A 19,181-nucleotide genomic window follows, 5' to 3' on the forward strand; every position below is an offset into this window, starting at 1 on the left:
GAGAAACGAAAGCAAAAAGGAGAGAGTAGGGGCAGCGGCTGACAATCCTGTCGGGCTGCCTCCCTACTCTTAGAAAACAATCGGGCGAGCCGATATGGGGTGGAAAGTGCGGGTTTAACGTCGATTTTAACATTTGTGAGAGGACGCGCTATTCCTTTTCGGGCATCGGTGGGGCGGGCTTGACGTAGACCTTGTGCGTGCCGGTGCCCTGCGTATCGAGTAGTCCGGCGCTGTAGAAGTCCACGAGTTCGCGGCTTGCCATGGTACGCGAAAGCCCGGTGAGGGCGGCGTAGTCATAGACGCGGAGGAAGCCCTTTTGCTCCAAGAAGTCGAGAGCAGCCGCCAAGCGCGCTTCGGGCGTTTCGAGCAGGAGGGTGCGCTTGTGGGACTGGGCGCGCTCCAGGTCGGTGTGTTCCTCGGTGAGGGCGATGAGTCTGCGGTCGGGACGGAAGTGCATGGAGCGGACGCACACGCTTGCCGCATTGCGGCGGGGGCCGTCCTCCGTCTCGCGCTCCTTGCCGGGAGCAAGACCGAGGGCCGCGCGAAACGTGCCGATGCCGTCGATGCGCACCGAGCGACCGAGGGCCGTCTCTGTGGCGATGAAGCGCCCCATCGCTTCGATGAGTCCCACGATGTCGCCGGTGGAGAAGGCAGATTGCTTTTGCAGAGCTTCGGCCATCTGCCGCGTGGAGGTGACACCGGCGTGGACAAGGCGGGGATAGGTGGGGCGGGTGCCGTCCTTCTTGAGGTCGGGCGTGGATTGCATGATGTATTTAGCCATAGGGATAAGGGTTAAGTTACTTCCGACAAAGGTACAGAAAAAGAATGGAAATAGTGGGGCAGGGCCGTCAAAAAGTGGAGCCGCCCACAGAAAAAGTTCATTTCCCCAAGGAATTTCTATAAACCAAACTTTGGTTTATATAATTCAAGGTTTGGTTTATGTAATTCAAACCTTGGTTTATATAATTCAAACCTTGAATTAAAGTTTATCTTTGACCTGCACAACTTTTTCTCCTTAGTAATCAACTTTTCGCGTAAGCCAGCGGAGAATGACTTTGTGCTGAAGGAAATGCCGAAAGACAGCAAAACGACATCCATAGATGACAAAAATAGAAGTATTAACTATGGATATCGCATTTCGGTGGCCAAAAGATTGCGAGGCTTGCACAAAAGACGTACTTTTGCGCAGACGTTTCTTTTGAAACCGACGTAACAACAACGAAAACCAGATAATTCTTATGACTCACAACCTCTTGAAAGGTAAGCGTGGCATCATCTTCGGCGCGCTTAACGAACAGTCCATCGCTTGGAAAGTAGCCGTCAAGGCTGTGGAAGAAGGTGCCAGCATCACGCTCACCAACACCCCCATTGCCCTGCGCATGGGCACGCTCAACGCCCTCTCCGAACAGCTCAACGCACCGGTCATCGCGGCCGATGCCACCAGTGTGGAAGACTTGGAAAAGGTATTCACCGAGAGCGAGCGTCTGCTCGGCGGAAAGATTGACTTCATCCTCCATTCCATCGGCATGAGCCTCAACGTACGTAAGCAACGTACGTACGACGATTTGGACTACAACTACCTTTCGAAGACGCTCGACATCAGTGCCATCTCTTTTCACAAGATGTTGCAAGTGGCCAAAAAGCTCGATGCCCTCAACGAATATGCCTCTGTTGTCGCTTTGTCCTATGTGGCTGCTCAACGCACCTTCTTCGGCTACAACGACATGGCCGATGCCAAAAGCCTTCTGGAAAGCATCGCTCGCAGTTTTGGCTATATCTATGGCCGCGAGAAGAACGTGCGTATCAACACCATCTCCCAAAGTCCCACGCCCACCACAGCTGGCAACGGCGTGAAAGGCATGGAGCACCTCATGGACTTCGCCAACAAGATGTCGCCACTGGGTAACGCCACTGCAGAGGAGTGTGCCGACTACACGGTGATGATGTTCTCCGACTTCACCCGAAAGGTGACCATGCAAAACCTCTTCCACGATGGCGGTTTCTCCAGCATGGGTATGAGCATGCGGGCCATGAACCAATATGCCAAGGACACGAAAGAGTTTGAAGACGAAAACGGACATATTATCTACGGATAAACTGAAATTCTGCTCTAAGAAGAAGTGCGAACCTTATTTTAAGGGGCGCACTTTTTGTTGATGCCAAAATAAATACTTAATTTTGCGCAAAGCAAGACTTACACGACCATGACCGCACAAGAAATCGTCTTCGTCGGCGCCGGCAACCTCGCCACCCATCTGGCTGCTGCACTCGCACAAGCCGGCCACAAGGTCAAAGCCATTTGCAGCCGTACCGCGGCATCGGCCGAAGCGTTGGCCCGAAGGGTAGGGGAGGGGGCAACCGCGCTCACCAACCTCGACCACTTGCCGCCGGCTGATGTCTTCCTCCTCGCCGCCTCCGACGATGTCCTGCCCGACCTCATCGCTGCGCTGCCCGCCCATTGCCGCAACGGCATTGTGGCACACACGGCCGGCAGTGTTTCGCTCGAAGTGTTGGCCCGCTTCGGTGAGAAAGCCGGTGTTTTCTATCCCTTGCAGACCTTCTCCAAGGCGCGTGAGGTCGATTTCACCACCATTCCCTGCTTTGTCGAGGGAGCATCGGCGGCCACCGAACAACGTCTGCTGGAGTTAGCCCAAAGTGTGACCCCCACGGTGCAGGTGCTCCACTCCGAAGGAAGGCGAATGTTGCACCTCTCGGCTGTTTTTGCCTGCAATTTTGTCAACCACCTCTATGACGTGGCAGCCGGTATCGCTCGGGAACAGGGCATCGACCCACAATGGCTCAGTCCTCTCATCCAGGAGACGGCCGCCAAACTGAACCAACTTCCCGCTCATGCTGCGCAGACGGGACCTGCTGCAAGAGGCGACCGCGCCGTGCTGGAACATCAAGCCGAACTGCTCGCCGCCAAACCGGAACTGCAAACCATCTACCGCATCCTGAGCGACAACATTTATAAGTCCTTTCATCCATGATACCTTTCGACCTCACACAAATCCGGGCTTTGGCCTTCGATGTAGATGGTGTGTTGAGCGCCAACAACGTTTTCCTCCTCGGGGGACAGCCTGTACGCACCGCCAACATCAAAGACGGATATGCCCTCCAACACGCGGCCAAGACCGACCTGCACCTCGCGATCATCACGGGTGGGAAGAACGAGGCCGTGCGGGAACGCTACATGAACCTCGGCATCACTGATGTCTTTATGGGAGTGGGGCGGAAGATTGATGTCTTCGAGGATTGGCTCTTGAAGCATCAACTCTCGGCCGACCAAGTATTATATATGGGCGACGATGTTCCGGACTATGAAGTGATGGGCCTCTGTGGCTGTCCTTGTTGTCCTGCCGATGCCGCACCCGAAATTCAAGAAATCGCCTGCTACATCTCCCACCAAAAGGGAGGCGAAGGTTGCGTACGCGATGTGGTGGAACAGGTGTTGCGCGCCCAAGGGAAGTGGATGAGCGATGCCGAAGCCTTCGGATGGTGACTCTACGAACAACTAACACTTACTTTTATGCTCGACAACTTAAAGAAATACGACATTGTTTTGGCCAGCAATTCTCCACGTAGGCGTGAGTTGCTTTCCCGTTTGGGTATCGACTTTCGAGTCTTTACCTTGATGGGCATTGACGAAACTTTTCCGAAAGGACTTTCCAACGAGGAGATTGCCCTCCACATTGCCAGCACAAAGGCCGAAGCCTACAAAACGCACATCACCGACAACACACTGCTTATAACGGCCGACACCATCGTCTGCCTGGAAGGTCGTGTGTTGGGGAAGCCGCATGACATCGAAGAAGCTACGGCCATGCTCCACCTTCTCTCCGGCAAAGAGCACGAAGTGGTGACGGCATTCACCCTCAACACCGTGAACCGAGTGGTGAAGAAAGCGGTGAGCACTCGGGTGCGTTTCGCCCCGCTCACCGATGAAGAAATCAACTACTATGTCACAGAGTTTCTTCCCTTCGACAAGGCCGGCAGTTATGGCATTCAAGAGTGGATTGGTATGGCTGCAGTAGAGGAAATTTATGGTTCCTACTTCAATGTTATCGGTCTGCCGATTCAACGACTTTATCAAGCGCTCAAGGACTTCTAAGCTTTTGCTATTTATTCACCTTATACCCGAGAAAATGCTCAACAAAGCGCTACAACTCATCTTCGCTTTCTCTTTTATTATCATCTTATTAGGATGTTCGGAGGATACAGAGCGGTTTCGCTCAGAAGCCCCACATTTTGCACGGCTGACAGCAAAAAGCCTTTCTGATGGTTCACCGACGCTACGGGTCGGACAGTCGTTTGTCTTGACTGCCGAACAAGAGGTTCGCGGCAAGCGTCTGGATCGAACGATCTATCGTTGGGAAGTGGCCAACGCGGCCGACTGGACTCAAAGATACACCAAGAAACTGGTCTACGACAAGCAACCGCAGCATCCGACCGACACGCTCGTTGCCACAACTCCCGGTGTCTATCGCATCACCTTCACTGCCAACTACAATCCCTCTGGTGTGGTCCAACCGAAAAGCCTCACCTATAATTTAAAGGACGGCGGAGGAACAGTCAGCCTGAATGCTTCGGCAGTCAAACTGCAGGTGGTTTTAACCCAAACCATCCGCGTGCGTTGACTCGGTTTATGGAGTTTTCCTGAACCCTAAATAGCCTTAGATAGGCTTTCCTCTGAATTTTCGCCCACAAACCTTCTTGAATGGGCATTATGTTTAGTAATATACTCAAGGATGAGAAAAGAAGCGTTCCTCCATGACCTCAGAACACGTTGCCCCATGATTATGGTTCAGCAACACAATGATGCTCGCGGAAGTCTATCGGTGCTCGATGATGAAGCGTTGCCTTTCCCTGTGAAGCGCGTCTTCTGGATTTATGACGTACCTAGCGAAGCCGAACGCGGAGGACACGCTCATCGCACTTGTACCGAACTCTTGTTTGCCCTCAATGGTAGTCTGCGAGTCACTCTTACGGATGGACATCAGGAATACACGGTATTGCTCGACTGTCCTACCCAAGGTTTGATCATTCCTGCCGGTATCTGGTGTCGGCTGCATTCTTTTTCTCCCCATACGGTCGTCCTCTGTCTGGCATCCGAACCTTATCGGCCGGAAGGCTATCTCCACTCCTTTGAGCATTATTTAGCATTCGCGGCCTCTATTGAACATAATTCAGACACCCTATGAACCTTGTCCCTTATTCTGCTGACCTCCGCGACCTATGGGATGACATTGTGCATTTCTCTCGAAACGGCACTTTTCTCCTCCATAGAGACTACATGGACTACCATCGGGACAGAATTGAAGATGCTTCCGTCTTATGCTTCTCGTATAAGGGAAGAGTCTTAGGACTTTTTCCTGCCGCTGCCGTTCGGGCAGAGCAACGCATCGTCAGCCACTCCGGACTGACTTATGGAGGACTCATTCTCCCAGAAAAAACAACCACAACCGAGGTCTTGGAGATTTATGATGCACTCCTGCCTTACTACCGCAAACAAGGTTTCACACGACTTTCGGTGAAGCCCATCCCCTATATCTATCATCGTATCCCCTCGGACGATGAACTCTATGCTCTGTTCCGCAACGGCGCTGTCCTCGGATTTCGCGCTGTTTCCTCTTGCCTGAGATTCGACGAGCGCCCACCAATATCCACTTTGAGAAAAAGAAAATTCAAAAAAGCTCAATCATCTCAAATACAGATATTTGAGTCGAATGATTTTGAGGGTTTTTGGTTTCTACTTTCCACTATTTTAGAAGATCGCCACCACGTGGGCCCCGTTCATACATTACGTGAGATAAGAGAGCTGAAAGCCCACTTTCCTCATCGCATCAAACTCTATCTCGCACAGAGTTTTGACGGGAAACTTTTGGCCGGCACCCTACTCTATTTGTCCAACAAGGTGGCGCATGCGCAATACATCGCGACATCAGAAGAGGGTCGGAAAATGGGGGCGTTAGACCTCTTGTTCGTCCATCTTATTGAAGAGCGCCCTTTCACTACGGACTGTCATGAACCACCGACCTATTTCGACTTCGGTATTTCTACAGAACAAGGCGGACAATGGCTTAACGAAGGGCTCATCTTTCAAAAAGAAGGTTTTGGAGCACGAGCCATAGTCTACGATCAATACACCCTTTCGTTGGTATGAATACCCCCATAAAGTTTTTGGACTTAGCAGCACTGAATGCACGCTTCGCGCGGAAGTTCGAAGCCGTTTTTCAGGAAGTTTTGGCTTCCGGATGGTATCTCTCGGGGAGCGCCACCCAACGCTTTGAACAGCAGTTTGCCGCCTATTGTGGAACGCAACATTGCGTAGGAGTGGCCAACGGCTTGGATGCTTTGACCTTGATATTGATGGCTCAAAAGGAATGTTTAGGATGGGAGGACGACGACGAGGTCATTCTCCCGGCCATGACCTTTGTAGCCACAGCACAGGCGGTAGTCCGTGCAAGATTGCGGCCGGTACTGGTCGATGTGTCTCCGGAGGACTTCTTGATGGACGTTTCCCTTTTGGAAGCAACTGTAACTTCGCGCACACGAGCGGTAATTCCTGTGCACTTATACGGCCGTTTGTGCGACATGGACGCCGTGAAGCAAGTGGCCGAACGTCACCACCTTTTCGTGCTCGAGGATGCTGCACAAGCGCACGGAGCACAGCGTAATGGGGTGCGTGCCGGAGCTTTCGGACACGCCGCGGCTTTCAGTTTCTATCCAGGAAAGAACTTAGGAGCTTTGGGGGATGGAGGAAGCATTGTCACCAATGACACGGAATTGGCCGACAAAGTTCGCGCCTTGGCCAATTATGGTTCGAGAAAGAAGTACTACCACGAAGGATTAGGACTCAATTCGAGGCTGGACGAACTTCAAGCAGCCCTCCTGTCTATCAAGTTGGAGTCCTTGGATGAGGACAACCAGCAGCGCCAACAATGGGCAAGGTATTACATCGAACATCTGAACACCCCGTATATACAATGCCCCACTTGGCCCAATGCAATCGAAGAACATGTGTTCCATCTCTTTCCCGTCCTTACTGACCATCGAGAAGCACTTCAAACCTACCTGCACAAGAGAGGCATTGACACGCTGGTACACTACCCTATTCCGCTGCATCGACAACCATGTCTCACCCCCTATTTCCGCGACAAGTCCTTTCCTATCACCGAACAAGTGGCGGCCAAAGAACTAAGTCTGCCGATGAGTCCCATCCTCTCGAAAGTCGAAATCGACACCGTGATACAAACCCTCAACCGATTTACCCCATGACACTTGATATTCTGATTTGCTCACTCAACAAGGGGATTGTACGCATCGATGATGTAATTGGCGCACCACGTCCGGACGTTCGGTACATTGTGTCGTACCAATACACCGATGAGCGTTATCTTGAACTGATACCTCGGGCAATTATCGAGCGTTCGGACGTGAAACTGTACCAGTACAAAGGTCAAGGTCTTTCCAACAACCGCAACCATGCCTTAGAGAACGCCACGAGTGACTTGATCCTCTTTGCTGATGATGATTCGCGTCTGTCGGACAGCGCTTTTGACACCATTTTCGATACCTTTACTCAAAACAAGGAGGTCGATGTGGCTTTCTTTCGTGCCAGCACTTATACAGGAAAACTCCTCAAAAACTATCCGGAGAAAGAGCGCCTTATCACAGAACTACCCAAAGACTATTCGATTTCTACGATTGAGATGGTATGTCGGCGGTGTAAGGTGCAGGGCAACATTCGTTTTGACGAACGTTTTGGACTGGGAACAAAGTTCTTAACTTGCCGGGAGGAAGACGTTTGGTTGGTTGATGCCCTGCGTGCTGGTTTGCACATCAAATACTTCCCCTTGAAAATTATCGAAACAAGCACCATGCTCAAACGTTCAATGATTTACGTAGATGCCGGTGTCCAACGTTCAGAGGGGGCTTTTACCTACTATCTTTATGGGAATGCAGCCTATTGGCGTTGCTTTCTCTTTGCCTTCCACTGTACGCGGCGTGGGCTTACTCACTTCCTCCCGATGTTCCGACATCTGTTGCAAGGGATTACTTATATCAAGAACAACCTTTAAGAACTACCTTAAAATCATTCGTTTAGGCCATGACTGCTGTATCAGACAATCAAGAAGTAAAGTTCAGCAAAAAAGAGTTTCGACAAGAAGTAATGCGCGACATAAGATATTTGAGTCTACTCGCACGAGACTTTCCCAACATATCTCAAGTTACCACTGAAATCATCAACTTGGAAGCCATCCTGCATCTTCCGAAACCAACAGAACACTTTCTCGCTGACTTACATGGAGAAAACGAAGCCTTTCAACACGTCCTTCGCAATGCTTCTGGAAACATCAAGCGCAAAGTGGAAGAACTCTTTGGAGGAACGATGCGCGAACAAGATAAGCGTGACCTGTGTACACTCATCTATTACCCCGAACAGAAGTTGGAACTGGTGAAGCAGCACGACACCCAACTTGAAGACTACTATCAGGCCACTCTGCACCGTCTTATCACCATCTGCCGCAATGTCAGCAGCAAATATACACGTTCGAAGGTGAGAAAGAGCCTCCCTAAGGAGTTTGCTTATATCATAGAAGAGTTGCTGCATGAGAGCCACGATGCTCGCAATAAGCAGGCTTATTATCAAGTCATCGTTCAGACCATTATCGACACCAAGCGTGCCGACCACTTCATCATTGCCATTTGTAATCTCATCCAGCGGTTGGCCATAGACCAACTCCACATCCTGGGAGATATCTACGACAGAGGGCCTGGGGCACATCTGATTATGGACACCCTTTCTGCCTACCATAACTTAGACATACAATGGGGCAACCACGACATCATCTGGATGGGAGCTGCCGGTGGCAATCGAGTGTGTATGGCTGCCGTACTGAGAATGGCTTTGCGCTATGGCAACATGCAAACTTTGGAAGAAGGCTATGCCATCAACCTCGTTCCATTGGCCACCTTTGCCTTAGAAGCTTACGCCGATGATGATTGCGAGTTGTTTGCTCCGAAATGTCTCGGCAAGAAGCAACCAACACTCAAACAGCGGCGACTGATGGCCAAAATGCACAAGGCGATGGCCGTCCTTCAATTCAAATTGGAGTGTCAGATGTACTTGCGGCATCCCGAATGGCGTATGGAGGATCGCGCCCTCCTGCTCAACTGCGATTTTGAGAAAGGGACCATTGTGATAGATGGTGTAGAGCATCTGCTGAAAGACAACAACTTTCCGACCATCGACCCCAAACATCCAGAACGCCTCACGGATGAGGAGCGCGAACTGACCGAGCGCTTACGCCGCAGTTTCCGTATCAGTGAACGCTTGCAACGCCATGTGGCTTGTTTGCTGTCACGAGGCTCTATGTACAATGTCGTCAACTCCAACCTTCTCTTTCATGCCGCTATCCCGATGGATGAAGAAGGCCGATTGAAGTCTGTCGATGTGTTGGGAGGCGTTCCTCTTTCCGGACGCGACCTCATGGAACGCATCGACCAAACGGTACGTGCGGCTTTTGATGAAGCGGCCGAAGAAGAGGAGAAAAGTACAGCTCGCGACTTCTTCTGGTATCTCTGGTGCGGTCCGGATAGTCCTCTCTTTCATAAGTCTAAGATGGCCACCTTCGAGCGCTATTTCATAGAAGATAAAAGCACTTGGAAAGAAGTCAAAGGAGCCTACTACCAGTTGAGAGACAGCGCTGCAGTGTGCGACTATATCATGGACTGTTTCGATGTCGTGGGAGAACATCGTCATATCATCAATGGCCATGTTCCCGTTCACGTCTCCAACGGAGAGAGCCCCATCAAAGCTGATGGCAAACTTATGGTCATTGACGGAGGTTTTGCAGAGGCTTATCACAACACGACGGGAATTGCCGGCTACACATTGGTGTATCATTCACGCGGCTTTCAACTCGTGCAGCACGAACCCTTCACTTCCACCTCCGATGCCATCAGCAAAGGTACGGACATCGTTTCCAGTATCCAAGTCGTTGAACTCACCGGACATCGTGAAATGGTGGCAGAGACGGACAAAGGGCGCGAAATACGAGCCCAAATCGCAGAACTGAAAAAACTCCTCTTTGCCTATCGAAAAGGCATCATCAAGGAGCGTAGTTAGTGCTTCAACGACATCTCCAACACACAAAAACTATCCAATGAAAAGTCTGAAAGAACTCTTCCGCATAGGTTATGGGCCCAGCAGCTCACACACGATGGGTCCGCGCACAGCGGCCGAAAAATATCTTCGAAAACATCCCACAGCCTCTCGCTATAAGGTGACACTCTACGGCAGCTTGGCCGCTACAGGAAAAGGACACTTGACCGATGCTGCCATTTCCGAAGTCTTAGGGCCACATCGTACCCAAATCCAATGGTGTCCCGACATCGTACTCCCCTTCCATCCCAACGGTATGAAATTTGAAATTGTTGATGAACAGGGAAGTCCACACGAGGCTTGGACTGTATTCTCTGTGGGAGGAGGAGCTTTGGCCGAGGAGGGCGAAAGCGAACTCAACACTCCTGATGTCTATGAACTCAATCACTTGGCCGACATTATGCGTTGGTGTTCAGAACGCGGAATGGACTACTGGAACTACGTGGATCATTGTGAGGGGACAGAAATCTGGGATTATCTACGCGAAGTGTGGCAGGTGATGGTTGAGGCGGTGGAACGTGGTCTTGAACATGAAGGAGTCCTTCCCGGAGGCCTCAACTTGCAGCGTAAAGCTCCCCGCTATTACATCAAAGCCATGGGCTACGGCAAAAATCTACAATCACGCGGTCTTGTGTTCTCCTATGCTTTGGCAGTGAGCGAAGAAAATGCCGGAGGCGGTCGCATCGTCACCGCGCCCACCTGCGGTTCTTGTGGAGTCGTCCCCTCTGTGTTGTACCATATTCACAAAAGTCGGCAGATGAGCGATATCCGTATCCTTCATGCCTTGGCCACGGCAGGCGTTGTGGGTAACGTAGCTAAAACATTGGCTTCTATTTCCGGAGCTGAAGCCGGATGCCAAGCCGAAGTGGGTGTGGCCTGTGCCATGGCAGCAGCAGCGGCCAACTATTGTTTTGGAGGTGGTCTGAACACTGTTGAGTATGCCGCAGAAATGGGGCTCGAACACCATCTCGGGATGACCTGTGACCCTATCTGTGGATTGGTACAAATTCCTTGTATTGAGCGCAACGCTCATGCTGCCGCACGTGCTTTAGATGCCAACATGTATGCCACCTTTGCCGAGGGTATTCATCATATTTCCTACGATAAAGCTGTGATTGTGATGGGAAAGACCGGCCGTGACCTTCCTTCGCTCTATCGTGAGACATCAGAAGGCGGCTTGGCTGAGGAATACTACAAATAAGTAAGTGTTCAAGATTAATCGTAATTATCTTAGTCGTAGGATGTTCTTTACTTTGATACCATCTTTGTTTCAATTCATTTTGGACACCTAATATCTGCAATCCATTTTATCTATGCCCTACAAGTGGGGTCTTCAGCGACCTACTTGTGGGGCATATACTTGCCTTTTTATGCTTCTTCTGTTGTTTGAACAATGATTTTGGCTTGCGTAAGTGCAATTATTTCCATCAAGTTTGTGTGCCCACTATATTTTTCTTAACTTTGCCCTACAATCAAAAGAATAGTCTATGGATGCCCTCGAAATGTTGCTCACGCGGCGCAGTGTGAAAAGCTATTGGCCGGACAGGATGCCCGATGCCGAACTCATAGAGAAAGTGATAGAAGCCGGAACTTTCGCTCCTTCGGGACGCGGAAAGCAATCAGCGCTCATTGTGGCTATCACACAACAAGCAGTGCGCGATGAACTTTCGGCCATCAACGCCCAAATTTTAGGAACAACGTCCGACCCTTTCTATGGGGCGCCGGTGGCGCTGTTGGTTTTAGCCGATAGCACATCACCCACCCATCGCGATGATGGAGCTTTAGTGATGGGCAACCTGCTCAACGCTGCCCATGCTGTGGGATTAGGAGCTTGTTGGATACATCGTGCTCGCGAAACGTTTGAGACCGAACGCGGACAGCAACTTCTCCGTGATTGGGGTATCTCGGACCATTACGTAGGCATTGGCTATTGTGTGATGGGCTATGGCAACAAAACTCCACGTCCTGCAACACCGCGCAAAGCCGATTATGTGCACTATATACGATGAAACAGAAATAGCTCTGCAACGCTTCAACGAAGCTGCGTAAATTTACCTCAGAGATAATTTTTTCTACCTCAGAGATAAATAAAACTACCTCTGAGGTAAATTTTTCTTCTTCCTATATATTTATTTCTCTCCTCTTAATTGCAACTTCCAAACACATATCTCCATGTATAGAACTCATCATTGCGGTGAACTCCGCATTTCCGACGTTGGACAAACTGTGACACTCGCAGGCTGGGTGCAACGGCTTCGCAAAATGGGTGGAATGACCTTTGTCGATCTCCGCGACCGATATGGCATCACTCAATTGGTGTTTAACGAAGAAACCAATGCTGAACTTTGTGCACGTGCTAATAAGCTCGGCCGTGAATACGTTGTTCAAGTGGTCGGCCAAGTCAATGAACGCTATGCTAAAAACGAGAAGATGGACACCGGCGATATAGAAATCATCGTTGAGTCGCTCAATATCCTCAATGCTGCCGACACGCCTCCTTTCACGATAGAAGAAAATACAGATGGTGGAGATGACTTGCGCATGAAATATCGCTACCTCGATCTTCGCCGCAGTAATGTGCGGGCAAATTTGGAACTTCGACACAAGTTTTGCCTGGCTGTGCGCCGCTATATGGACAGCCTCGATTTCCTCGAAATCGAAACTCCGGTGCTCGTTGGTTCTACCCCCGAGGGTGCCCGCGATTTCATCGTCCCCTCTCGTATGAATCCCGGGCAGTTCTACGCCCTGCCTCAAAGTCCGCAGACTCTCAAACAACTGCTTATGGTGGCAGGCATGGATCGTTATTTCCAAATCGTGAAATGTTTTCGCGACGAAGACCTTCGCGCCGACCGGCAACCCGAGTTTACACAGATTGACTGCGAGATGTCCTACGTGGAGCAGGACGACATCATCAACACTTTCGAGGGACTGACGAAATATCTCTTTAAGGAAGTGCGCAACTATGACCTTGGCGACGAGCCTTTCCTCCGTCTTTCTTGGCACGAAGCCATGCGTCGCTTCGGCAGCGACAAGCCCGATATGCGCTTCGGAATGGAGTTTGTCGAACTGATGGACATCATGAAAGGTACCGGTGAATTTAGTGTCTTCAATGATGCGGCCTATATCGGTGGCATTTGTGCCGAAGGTTGTGCCGGCTATACTCGCAAGCAAATCGACGAACTCACCAACTTCGTGAAATCGCAGCAGGTGGGTGCCAAAGGCTTGGTATATGCCCGCGTAGACGAAACCGGCAATGTCAAGAGCAGTGTGGACAAATTCTACACACCCGAAGTGCTCCAACAACTCAAAAATGCAATGGGAGCAAAGCCCGGCGACCTTATCCTCATTTTGAGCGGTGATGATGCCAACAAGACGCGCAAACAGTTGTGCGAACTTCGCCTGCTCATGGGTGAGCGTCTTGGTTTGCGCGACAAAAACAAGTTTGCTCTTCTGTGGGTGGTCGACTTCCCCATGTTTGAATATAGTGAAGAAGAAGGCCGCTTGATGGCGATGCACCATCCTTTCACCTCGCCCAAGCCCTCCGACATCGAGAAGCTCGACACCGACCCTGCCGATGTGTTGGCCGATGCTTACGACATGGTGTGCAACGGTGTCGAAGTGGGTGGTGGCTCCATTCGTATTCACGATGCGGTGCTGCAAGCCAAGATTTTCAAAGTTCTCGGCTTTACTCCCGAAAAGGCACAAGAACAATTTGGTTTCTTGATGAATGCCTTCAAATATGGTGCACCTCCCCATGGTGGTTTGGCCTATGGCCTCGACCGATTCGTCAGTCTCTTTGCCGGTCTCGACAGCATTCGAGACTGCATCGCTTTCCCCAAAAACAACTCTGGCCGCGATGTGATGCTTGACGCACCTTCTTTTGTAGATGAAAAGCAATTGGACGAACTCCATTTGGACCTACGCCCTTTCGATACGAAATAAAGACATCCGAAACAACATAAAAGAGGATTGCACCTCAACCTCGGTTGGGGTGCAATCGTTTATTTTGAGAACACTATGATATATTCAATGACAGGCTACGGCAAAGCCGATGCCGAATATAATGGAAAGAAAATTCATGTTGAGGTGAAGTCGCTCAACAGCAAAGCCCTCGATCTCAACACACGCATTGCACCGCTCTATCGTGAGAAGGAAATCGAACTGCGCCGCATGGTGGCTGCGGAGTTGGAGCGTGGCAAGGTCGATTTCAGCATCTGGTGCGAAAAGTCGGCCGAACAAGCCGGAAGTACTCTCAATCCCGACATCGTTGCGGCCTACGTGCAGCAGATTCGTAGCATCAGCCAGAACGTAGAAGGTCTGCAAGCCCCCTCCCATGCAGAGATGTGGGAAATCTTGGTGCGTCTGCCCGAACTCACCCAGTCATCCACTGTCGAGGAACTTACGGAGGAGGAATGGGCAGTGGTGGCTGCTGCCACCCAAGAGGCGCTGCATCAATTGACGCTGTTTCGCCAACAAGAGGGAGAGGCATTGATGAAGAAGTTCAACAAGAACATTGACACCATCGAAGCCTTGCTCCGAAGCATCGAACCCTTTGAAATGCAGCGTGTGGAGAAAATCCGTGCACGGCTCGAAGACCGACTGGCCGAACTGCGCGGTGTGGATTACGACAAGAATCGCCTCGAACAGGAACTCATCTACTACATCGAAAAGCTCGACATAAACGAGGAGAAACAACGTCTGACCAACCACCTCAACTACTTCCGCGAAACGATGGCCAACGGACGGGGTCAAGGCAAGAAGCTCGGATTCATCGCCCAAGAGATGGGACGAGAAATCAACACCACCGGTTCAAAAAGCAATCAAGCGGAGATGCAAAACATCGTGGTGAAGATGAAAGATGAGCTCGAGCAAATCAAAGAGCAAGTGCTGAATGTGATGTAATCTACCGCTCAACCAACAACTAAGTAGGTGTTCCGAATGAATTGATACGAGATTTGTTTCATTTTTTTCGTCAGCTCGTCTTTGCGAAGAAGTAGTGTAGCGGGCTACACGACTTAAACAAAGGCAAGATGGCGGAAAAGGGAGACAAAGGTAGCATCAAAGTAGAGAACAGCCTACGGATAAAAATAGCTACGATTAATTTTGAACACCTACTTATGACCAAAGTAATTGTCTTTTCAGCCCCTTCGGGTTCAGGTAAAAGCACATTGGTGAACTATCTCCTCCAGCGTGGCGTGAACCTCCACTTTTCCATCAGTGCCACCAGCCGACCGCCTCGTGGGACGGAGCGGCACGGAGTGGAATACTACTTCCTGACGCCCGAAGCCTTTCGAGAGCGCATCGCGTCCGGTGACTTTCTCGAATATGAAGAAGTCTATCAAGACCGCTTCTATGGAACGCTCAAACAGCAACTCGACCACCAGTTGGAAGCCGGAGAGAACGTCATTTGCGATGTCGATGTGAAGGGAGGTATCAGCATCAAGCAGCATTATGGCGCCCGTTGCCTGAGCGTCTTCATCCAGCCGCCTTCCATCGAGGCTCTGCGCGTCCGCTTAGAGGGGCGCGGCACCGAAACGCCCGAGGCCATTCAGATGCGCCTTGACAAAGCAGCTTACGAAATGTCGTTTGCCGACCAGTTTGACACCATCATCGTCAATGATGACTTAGCAGCCGCCCAAGCAGAAATCTACAAGGTAGTGACCACCTTCCTTGACGAGGCATAAAATGAGGGAAGCAGTCTCTTTGAAAGAGGCTGCTTCCCTTTTATCGAAACGGCCGACGCTATTCTTTTCGGCCTTGAAAGAGGAAAGTGGCATCGCGCTCACCGGCGTTGGCGGCCCAACCATCGGGGATGAAGCGCCATTGGAAGAGGGGCTCAGGGGCAATCTTATCGTGGCGACTGATTTCTTCAATCATATAGTGGCGGATTTCTTTGGGCGAGGTCCAGACGACACGGGCAGGAAGAGAGTCGGCAGTGATGCCGGTGCCACGAGCGAGGAGATGACCACCGCCCAGTGCACGATAGGAGTTGATGGCCACACGATAGGTGCGGGTGGAGAGGAAAGGCTTGCCATCGGCCATGGAGGAGATGACCACCTTTCGACCTTTGGGCTTGCGCAGGTCGACGGTGTAGCGGATGCCGGCCGCGGAGTCGAAGTTGTAGGAGGAGGTTTGGAGGCGTTGCCAGTTTTCCTTTTTGTCGGCGGCATCGTTGCGGAAGAGGAGCATGTGATCGGTGGGGCTGTGCATCTGCGCGGTCCATCCGGCATAGCTTTCTTCGAGATAGTTCTTGATTTCGGCACCGGTCATCTTGATGACGTAAAGGCTGTTTTCGTATTTGTAGAGGTTGAACATGTCGCCCATGGTGATGGGGCCCTCGGGGATTTCGGCATCGAAGGAGAGGGGGGCGGCGAAGGAGATGTCGGCTCCGCTCACTTTGAGTTGCACTTGGTGGATGAAATCGACAAAGGCAGAGGGGCCGAAGAAGGCGGGACGAGTGCTCATCGGGGCTTCGTTGCGGCCGATGACTTTGGCGGTGTAGGCTTTGACGGCTTCAAACTCTTTCTGGAAGCGGGCCATGAAATCGGGGTCAGGCTGCTCGTCGTTGATGTTGACCAGGGCACCGGAAAGGCTCTTCTCGACCACGCGCTTTCGGGCATCACGGCGCACACTGATGTTGGCCTGGGCCACGTGTTCGGCGTTGTAGCCGGCATTGAGGATGAGCGTCTTCTTGCCGGACACCTTGTTGGTAATCCAGCGGTTGGCCAAACGGTGGTCGTGTCCGCAGAAGATGATGTCGATGTCGGGCACTTGCTCAGCAATCTGGTAGGCGGCGTGTTCGAGCATGGTGCCACCGGCACCTTCCTCACCTACTCCGCTGTGCATCAGGACCACCACGATGTCGGCCTTACCGGCGCGGCGCATAATGGGGACCACGCGGCGGGCATTTTCGAGTTGGTCGCGAAACTCGAGGCCCGACCAGGCGGCGGGGGGAATCTGTTGCGGGATGGCGGGTGTGATGAGACCGAGGAAACCGACCTGCACGCCGTCGACCTCCTCCATAGTGTAGGCGGTGAAATAGCCCTTCTTGGCAGCGACGTCGCGCACATTGGCGCCGAGCACAGAGAATCCACAGTCGTTCATCCAGCGGTCGTAGACGCTGTGGCCGGTCTCGATGTCGTGGTTGCCGGGAGTGGAACACACGGCTTCGAGGTAGTTGACCACGGCGGCAGCGAGGTGGGGCGATTGGGTGTCGACGTAGTTGTAGTAGTAAGCCGTGGGCTGACCTTGGAGGATGTCGCCGTTGTCAACGTAGAGCACGCGGTGGTTGCCCATCTCGGAGCGGAGGCGTTTGACGTAGGTAGCGACGCGGCTCATGCTGCCCGGTCCGGGACGGTGGTTGATGAAGTCGTAGGGGAAGTAGTTGCCGTGGACATCGGTGGTCTCGATGATGGAGAAGCGCACTTCATCGTTTTGCGAACGGCCGGCGTTCGGGGCGAGGAACAGCGGGAGGAGGAAAAGGGGACGGAGGAAAGATTTCATTTGCGAAGATAATCGGTGAAGGTGTAGGCCGGCGTATCCCCGTCGGCAGGATGGTATTCAGAGGAGACGACGTCCCACAGTCTGGGGTCGATCTCGGGGAAAAAGGCATCGGCATGTTCGGGCAGGGCGTGGATGTGGGTGAGGCAGAGGCGGTGGGCTAGCGGGAGCGCAGCGGCATAGACGGCGGCGCCGCCGATGACGAAGACTTCCTCGCCGACGGCGGCATCGAGGGCGGCTTGGAGGGAGGGAAAGACTTCAGTGTCGGGCCAGGCTCGGCCACCGGTGCGAGAGAGGACGAGGTTGCGGCGGTGGGGCAAAGCGCCTTTGGGGAGGGACTCAAAAGTGCGGCGTCCCATGATGATGGTGTGGCCGGTGGTGAGGGCTTTGAAGCGTTGGAGGTCGGCGCGGATGGGATAGAGAAGGCGGTTTTGAAAGCCGATGGCATTGTCCTGAGCCAGGGCGCAGATGAGGGTAATCATGACGGGGGAGGGGATTTCTTGGGGGCGGCGTCAGACAGCCACGGTAGCAGCGATGTGGGGATGAGGGTTGTAGTCAATGAGGCGGAAGTCGGCGTAGTCGAAATCGAAGATGCTCGTCCGCTCGGGGTTGAGGCACATTCGGGGCAAGGGGCGCGGGGTGCGACTGAGCTGCTCGCGGGCCTGCTCGATGTGGTTGAGGTAGAGGTGGGTGTCGCCGGTGGTGTAGATCAGTTCACCGGGTCGGAGGCGGCACACCTGTGCCATCATCAGGGTGAGCAGGGCGTAGGAGGCGATGTTGAAGGGAACGCCCAGGAAGGTGTCGGCCGAGCGCTGGTAGAGGAGGCAGGAGAGTCGGCCATCGGCGACGTAGAATTGGAAGAGGATGTGGCAGGGCGGGAGGGCCATCTTGTCGACATCGGCCACGTTCCAGGCGCAGACGATCATGCGTCGGCTGTCGGGTGTGCGTTGGATTTGCTGCACGACTTCTTCGATTTGGTCGATGTGTCCGCCTTTGCCATCGGGCCAGGAGCGCCATTGTGCGCCATAGATGGGGCCAAGGTTGCCGTCGGGGTCGGCCCACTCGTTCCAGATGCGCACGCCGTGCTCTTGGAGATAGTGCACGTTGGTGTCGCCTTTGAGAAACCAGAGGAGTTCGTAGATGATGCTCTTGAGGTGGAGCTTTTTGGTGGTGAGGAGGGGAAATCCTTCTTCCAAGTCGAAGCGCATCTGATGTCCGAACACGGAGAGGGTGCCGACGCCAGTGCGGTCAGTCTTTCGGTTGCCGTGGGCGAGGATGTGCCGGAGCAGATCGAGATAGGGGGTCATGGTGGGTGGAATTTGGGGTGAATGAGGGGGAGGAGAAATCGGTGTGCGAGGGTGTGCACCGGAAGGGGCTGGAAGCGGAGTCGGCAGAATGTGACATCATATTTGCTCGGAGATGATGTCTTCCTTGTTCGGATGTGGCGAGCCGTCGGTTGGAATATGCCGCCATTTTTTTTGGGGGGGTGCCGCGGGGTCGAATGAAAAGGGAG

The 19,181-nt window shown here is 52.4% G+C and carries 19 protein-coding genes; 15 read left to right on the plus strand and 4 right to left on the minus strand.

Going from position 1 to position 19,181, the window contains the following annotated elements; translation table 11 throughout:
* Nucleotides 1-148 precede the first annotated feature (148 nt).
* A complete protein-coding gene (locus H8527_RS09110) occupies nt 149-781 on the minus strand; it encodes an HU family DNA-binding protein (RefSeq protein WP_187547572.1) in 633 nt (210 codons plus the stop codon).
* 457 nt (nt 782-1,238) lie between these two features.
* Between H8527_RS09110 and H8527_RS09115 the strand changes: the two genes are divergently transcribed.
* The 15 genes from H8527_RS09115 (at nt 1,239) to gmk (ending at nt 15,852) form a co-directional block, all read left to right on the plus strand.
* A complete protein-coding gene (locus tag H8527_RS09115; RefSeq protein WP_187547574.1) occupies nt 1,239-2,096 on the plus strand; it encodes an enoyl-ACP reductase in 858 nt (285 codons plus the stop codon).
* 72 nt (nt 2,097-2,168) lie between these two features.
* Nucleotides 2,169-2,990, plus strand: a complete 822-nt coding sequence (locus H8527_RS10055) for a Rossmann-like and DUF2520 domain-containing protein (protein ID WP_370539239.1) — start codon at nt 2,169-2,171, stop codon at nt 2,988-2,990.
* Nucleotides 2,987-3,502, plus strand: a complete 516-nt coding sequence (locus tag H8527_RS09125; RefSeq protein ID WP_187547578.1) for an HAD family hydrolase — start codon at nt 2,987-2,989, stop codon at nt 3,500-3,502. The genes H8527_RS10055 and H8527_RS09125 overlap by 4 nt, the downstream gene beginning before the upstream one ends.
* 27 nt (nt 3,503-3,529) lie before the next feature.
* Nucleotides 3,530-4,111: a Maf family nucleotide pyrophosphatase gene (locus H8527_RS09130; protein ID WP_187547580.1), complete on the plus strand. Its 582-nt coding sequence runs from the start codon at nt 3,530-3,532 to the stop codon at nt 4,109-4,111.
* Nucleotides 4,112-4,115: 4 nt separating this feature from the next.
* Entirely contained in the window at nt 4,116-4,637 is a 522-nt protein-coding gene (locus H8527_RS09770) for a hypothetical protein (protein WP_222935142.1), read from the plus strand.
* Between the two features lie 111 nt (nt 4,638-4,748).
* A complete protein-coding gene (locus H8527_RS09140) occupies nt 4,749-5,201 on the plus strand; it encodes an FdtA/QdtA family cupin domain-containing protein (RefSeq protein WP_187547583.1) in 453 nt (150 codons plus the stop codon).
* A complete protein-coding gene (locus tag H8527_RS09145; protein ID WP_187547585.1) occupies nt 5,198-6,163 on the plus strand; it encodes a GNAT family N-acetyltransferase in 966 nt (321 codons plus the stop codon). Before H8527_RS09140 ends, H8527_RS09145 begins: the two co-directional genes overlap by 4 nt.
* A complete protein-coding gene (locus H8527_RS09150; protein WP_187547587.1) occupies nt 6,160-7,278 on the plus strand; it encodes a DegT/DnrJ/EryC1/StrS aminotransferase family protein in 1,119 nt (372 codons plus the stop codon). Before H8527_RS09145 ends, H8527_RS09150 begins: the two co-directional genes overlap by 4 nt.
* Entirely contained in the window at nt 7,275-8,081 is an 807-nt protein-coding gene (locus H8527_RS09155) for a glycosyltransferase family A protein (protein ID WP_187547589.1), read from the plus strand. The genes H8527_RS09150 and H8527_RS09155 overlap by 4 nt, the downstream gene beginning before the upstream one ends.
* 29 nt (nt 8,082-8,110) lie before the next feature.
* Nucleotides 8,111-10,132 (plus strand): fructose-1,6-bisphosphatase, encoded by a 2,022-nt coding sequence (locus tag H8527_RS09160; RefSeq protein WP_187547591.1) that lies wholly within the window; start codon nt 8,111-8,113, stop codon nt 10,130-10,132.
* 37 nt (nt 10,133-10,169) lie between these two features.
* A complete protein-coding gene (locus H8527_RS09165) occupies nt 10,170-11,369 on the plus strand; it encodes an L-serine ammonia-lyase, iron-sulfur-dependent, subunit alpha (RefSeq protein ID WP_187547593.1) in 1,200 nt (399 codons plus the stop codon).
* A 286-nt stretch (nt 11,370-11,655) separates the two neighbouring features.
* Complete coding sequence (locus H8527_RS09170) at nt 11,656-12,177, plus strand: nitroreductase family protein (RefSeq protein WP_187547595.1); 522 nt, start codon at nt 11,656-11,658, stop codon at nt 12,175-12,177.
* Between the two features lie 163 nt (nt 12,178-12,340).
* Nucleotides 12,341-14,110: an aspartate--tRNA ligase gene (gene aspS, locus H8527_RS09175; protein ID WP_187547596.1), complete on the plus strand. Its 1,770-nt coding sequence runs from the start codon at nt 12,341-12,343 to the stop codon at nt 14,108-14,110.
* A gap of 75 nt (nt 14,111-14,185) precedes the next feature.
* Nucleotides 14,186-15,070, plus strand: coding sequence for a YicC/YloC family endoribonuclease (locus tag H8527_RS09180; protein ID WP_187547598.1), 885 nt, complete (start codon nt 14,186-14,188; stop codon nt 15,068-15,070).
* A gap of 215 nt (nt 15,071-15,285) precedes the next feature.
* Nucleotides 15,286-15,852, plus strand: coding sequence for a guanylate kinase (gene gmk, locus H8527_RS09185; RefSeq protein WP_187547600.1), 567 nt, complete (start codon nt 15,286-15,288; stop codon nt 15,850-15,852).
* A 58-nt stretch (nt 15,853-15,910) separates the two neighbouring features.
* On the opposite strand, the gene H8527_RS09190 is transcribed toward gmk, so the two are convergent.
* Genes H8527_RS09190 through H8527_RS09200 form a run of 3 tightly spaced genes read right to left on the minus strand, consistent with a single transcriptional unit; the run spans nt 15,911 to nt 18,975 of the window.
* Nucleotides 15,911-17,671, minus strand: a complete 1,761-nt coding sequence (locus H8527_RS09190; RefSeq protein ID WP_187547602.1) for a bifunctional UDP-sugar hydrolase/5'-nucleotidase — start codon at nt 17,669-17,671, stop codon at nt 15,911-15,913.
* Nucleotides 17,668-18,150, minus strand: a complete 483-nt coding sequence (locus H8527_RS09195; protein ID WP_187547604.1) for a dihydrofolate reductase — start codon at nt 18,148-18,150, stop codon at nt 17,668-17,670. The genes H8527_RS09190 and H8527_RS09195 overlap by 4 nt, the downstream gene beginning before the upstream one ends.
* 30 nt (nt 18,151-18,180) lie before the next feature.
* Nucleotides 18,181-18,975 carry a thymidylate synthase gene (locus H8527_RS09200; protein ID WP_187547605.1) on the minus strand — a complete coding sequence of 265 codons (795 nt, stop codon included), beginning with the start codon at nt 18,973-18,975 and terminating at the stop codon, nt 18,181-18,183.
* Nucleotides 18,976-19,181: the final 206 nt, after the last annotated feature.

This window comes from Alloprevotella sp. Lung230 (genome assembly GCF_014385435.1).
In the GTDB taxonomy this organism is placed as follows: domain Bacteria; phylum Bacteroidota; class Bacteroidia; order Bacteroidales; family Bacteroidaceae; genus Alloprevotella.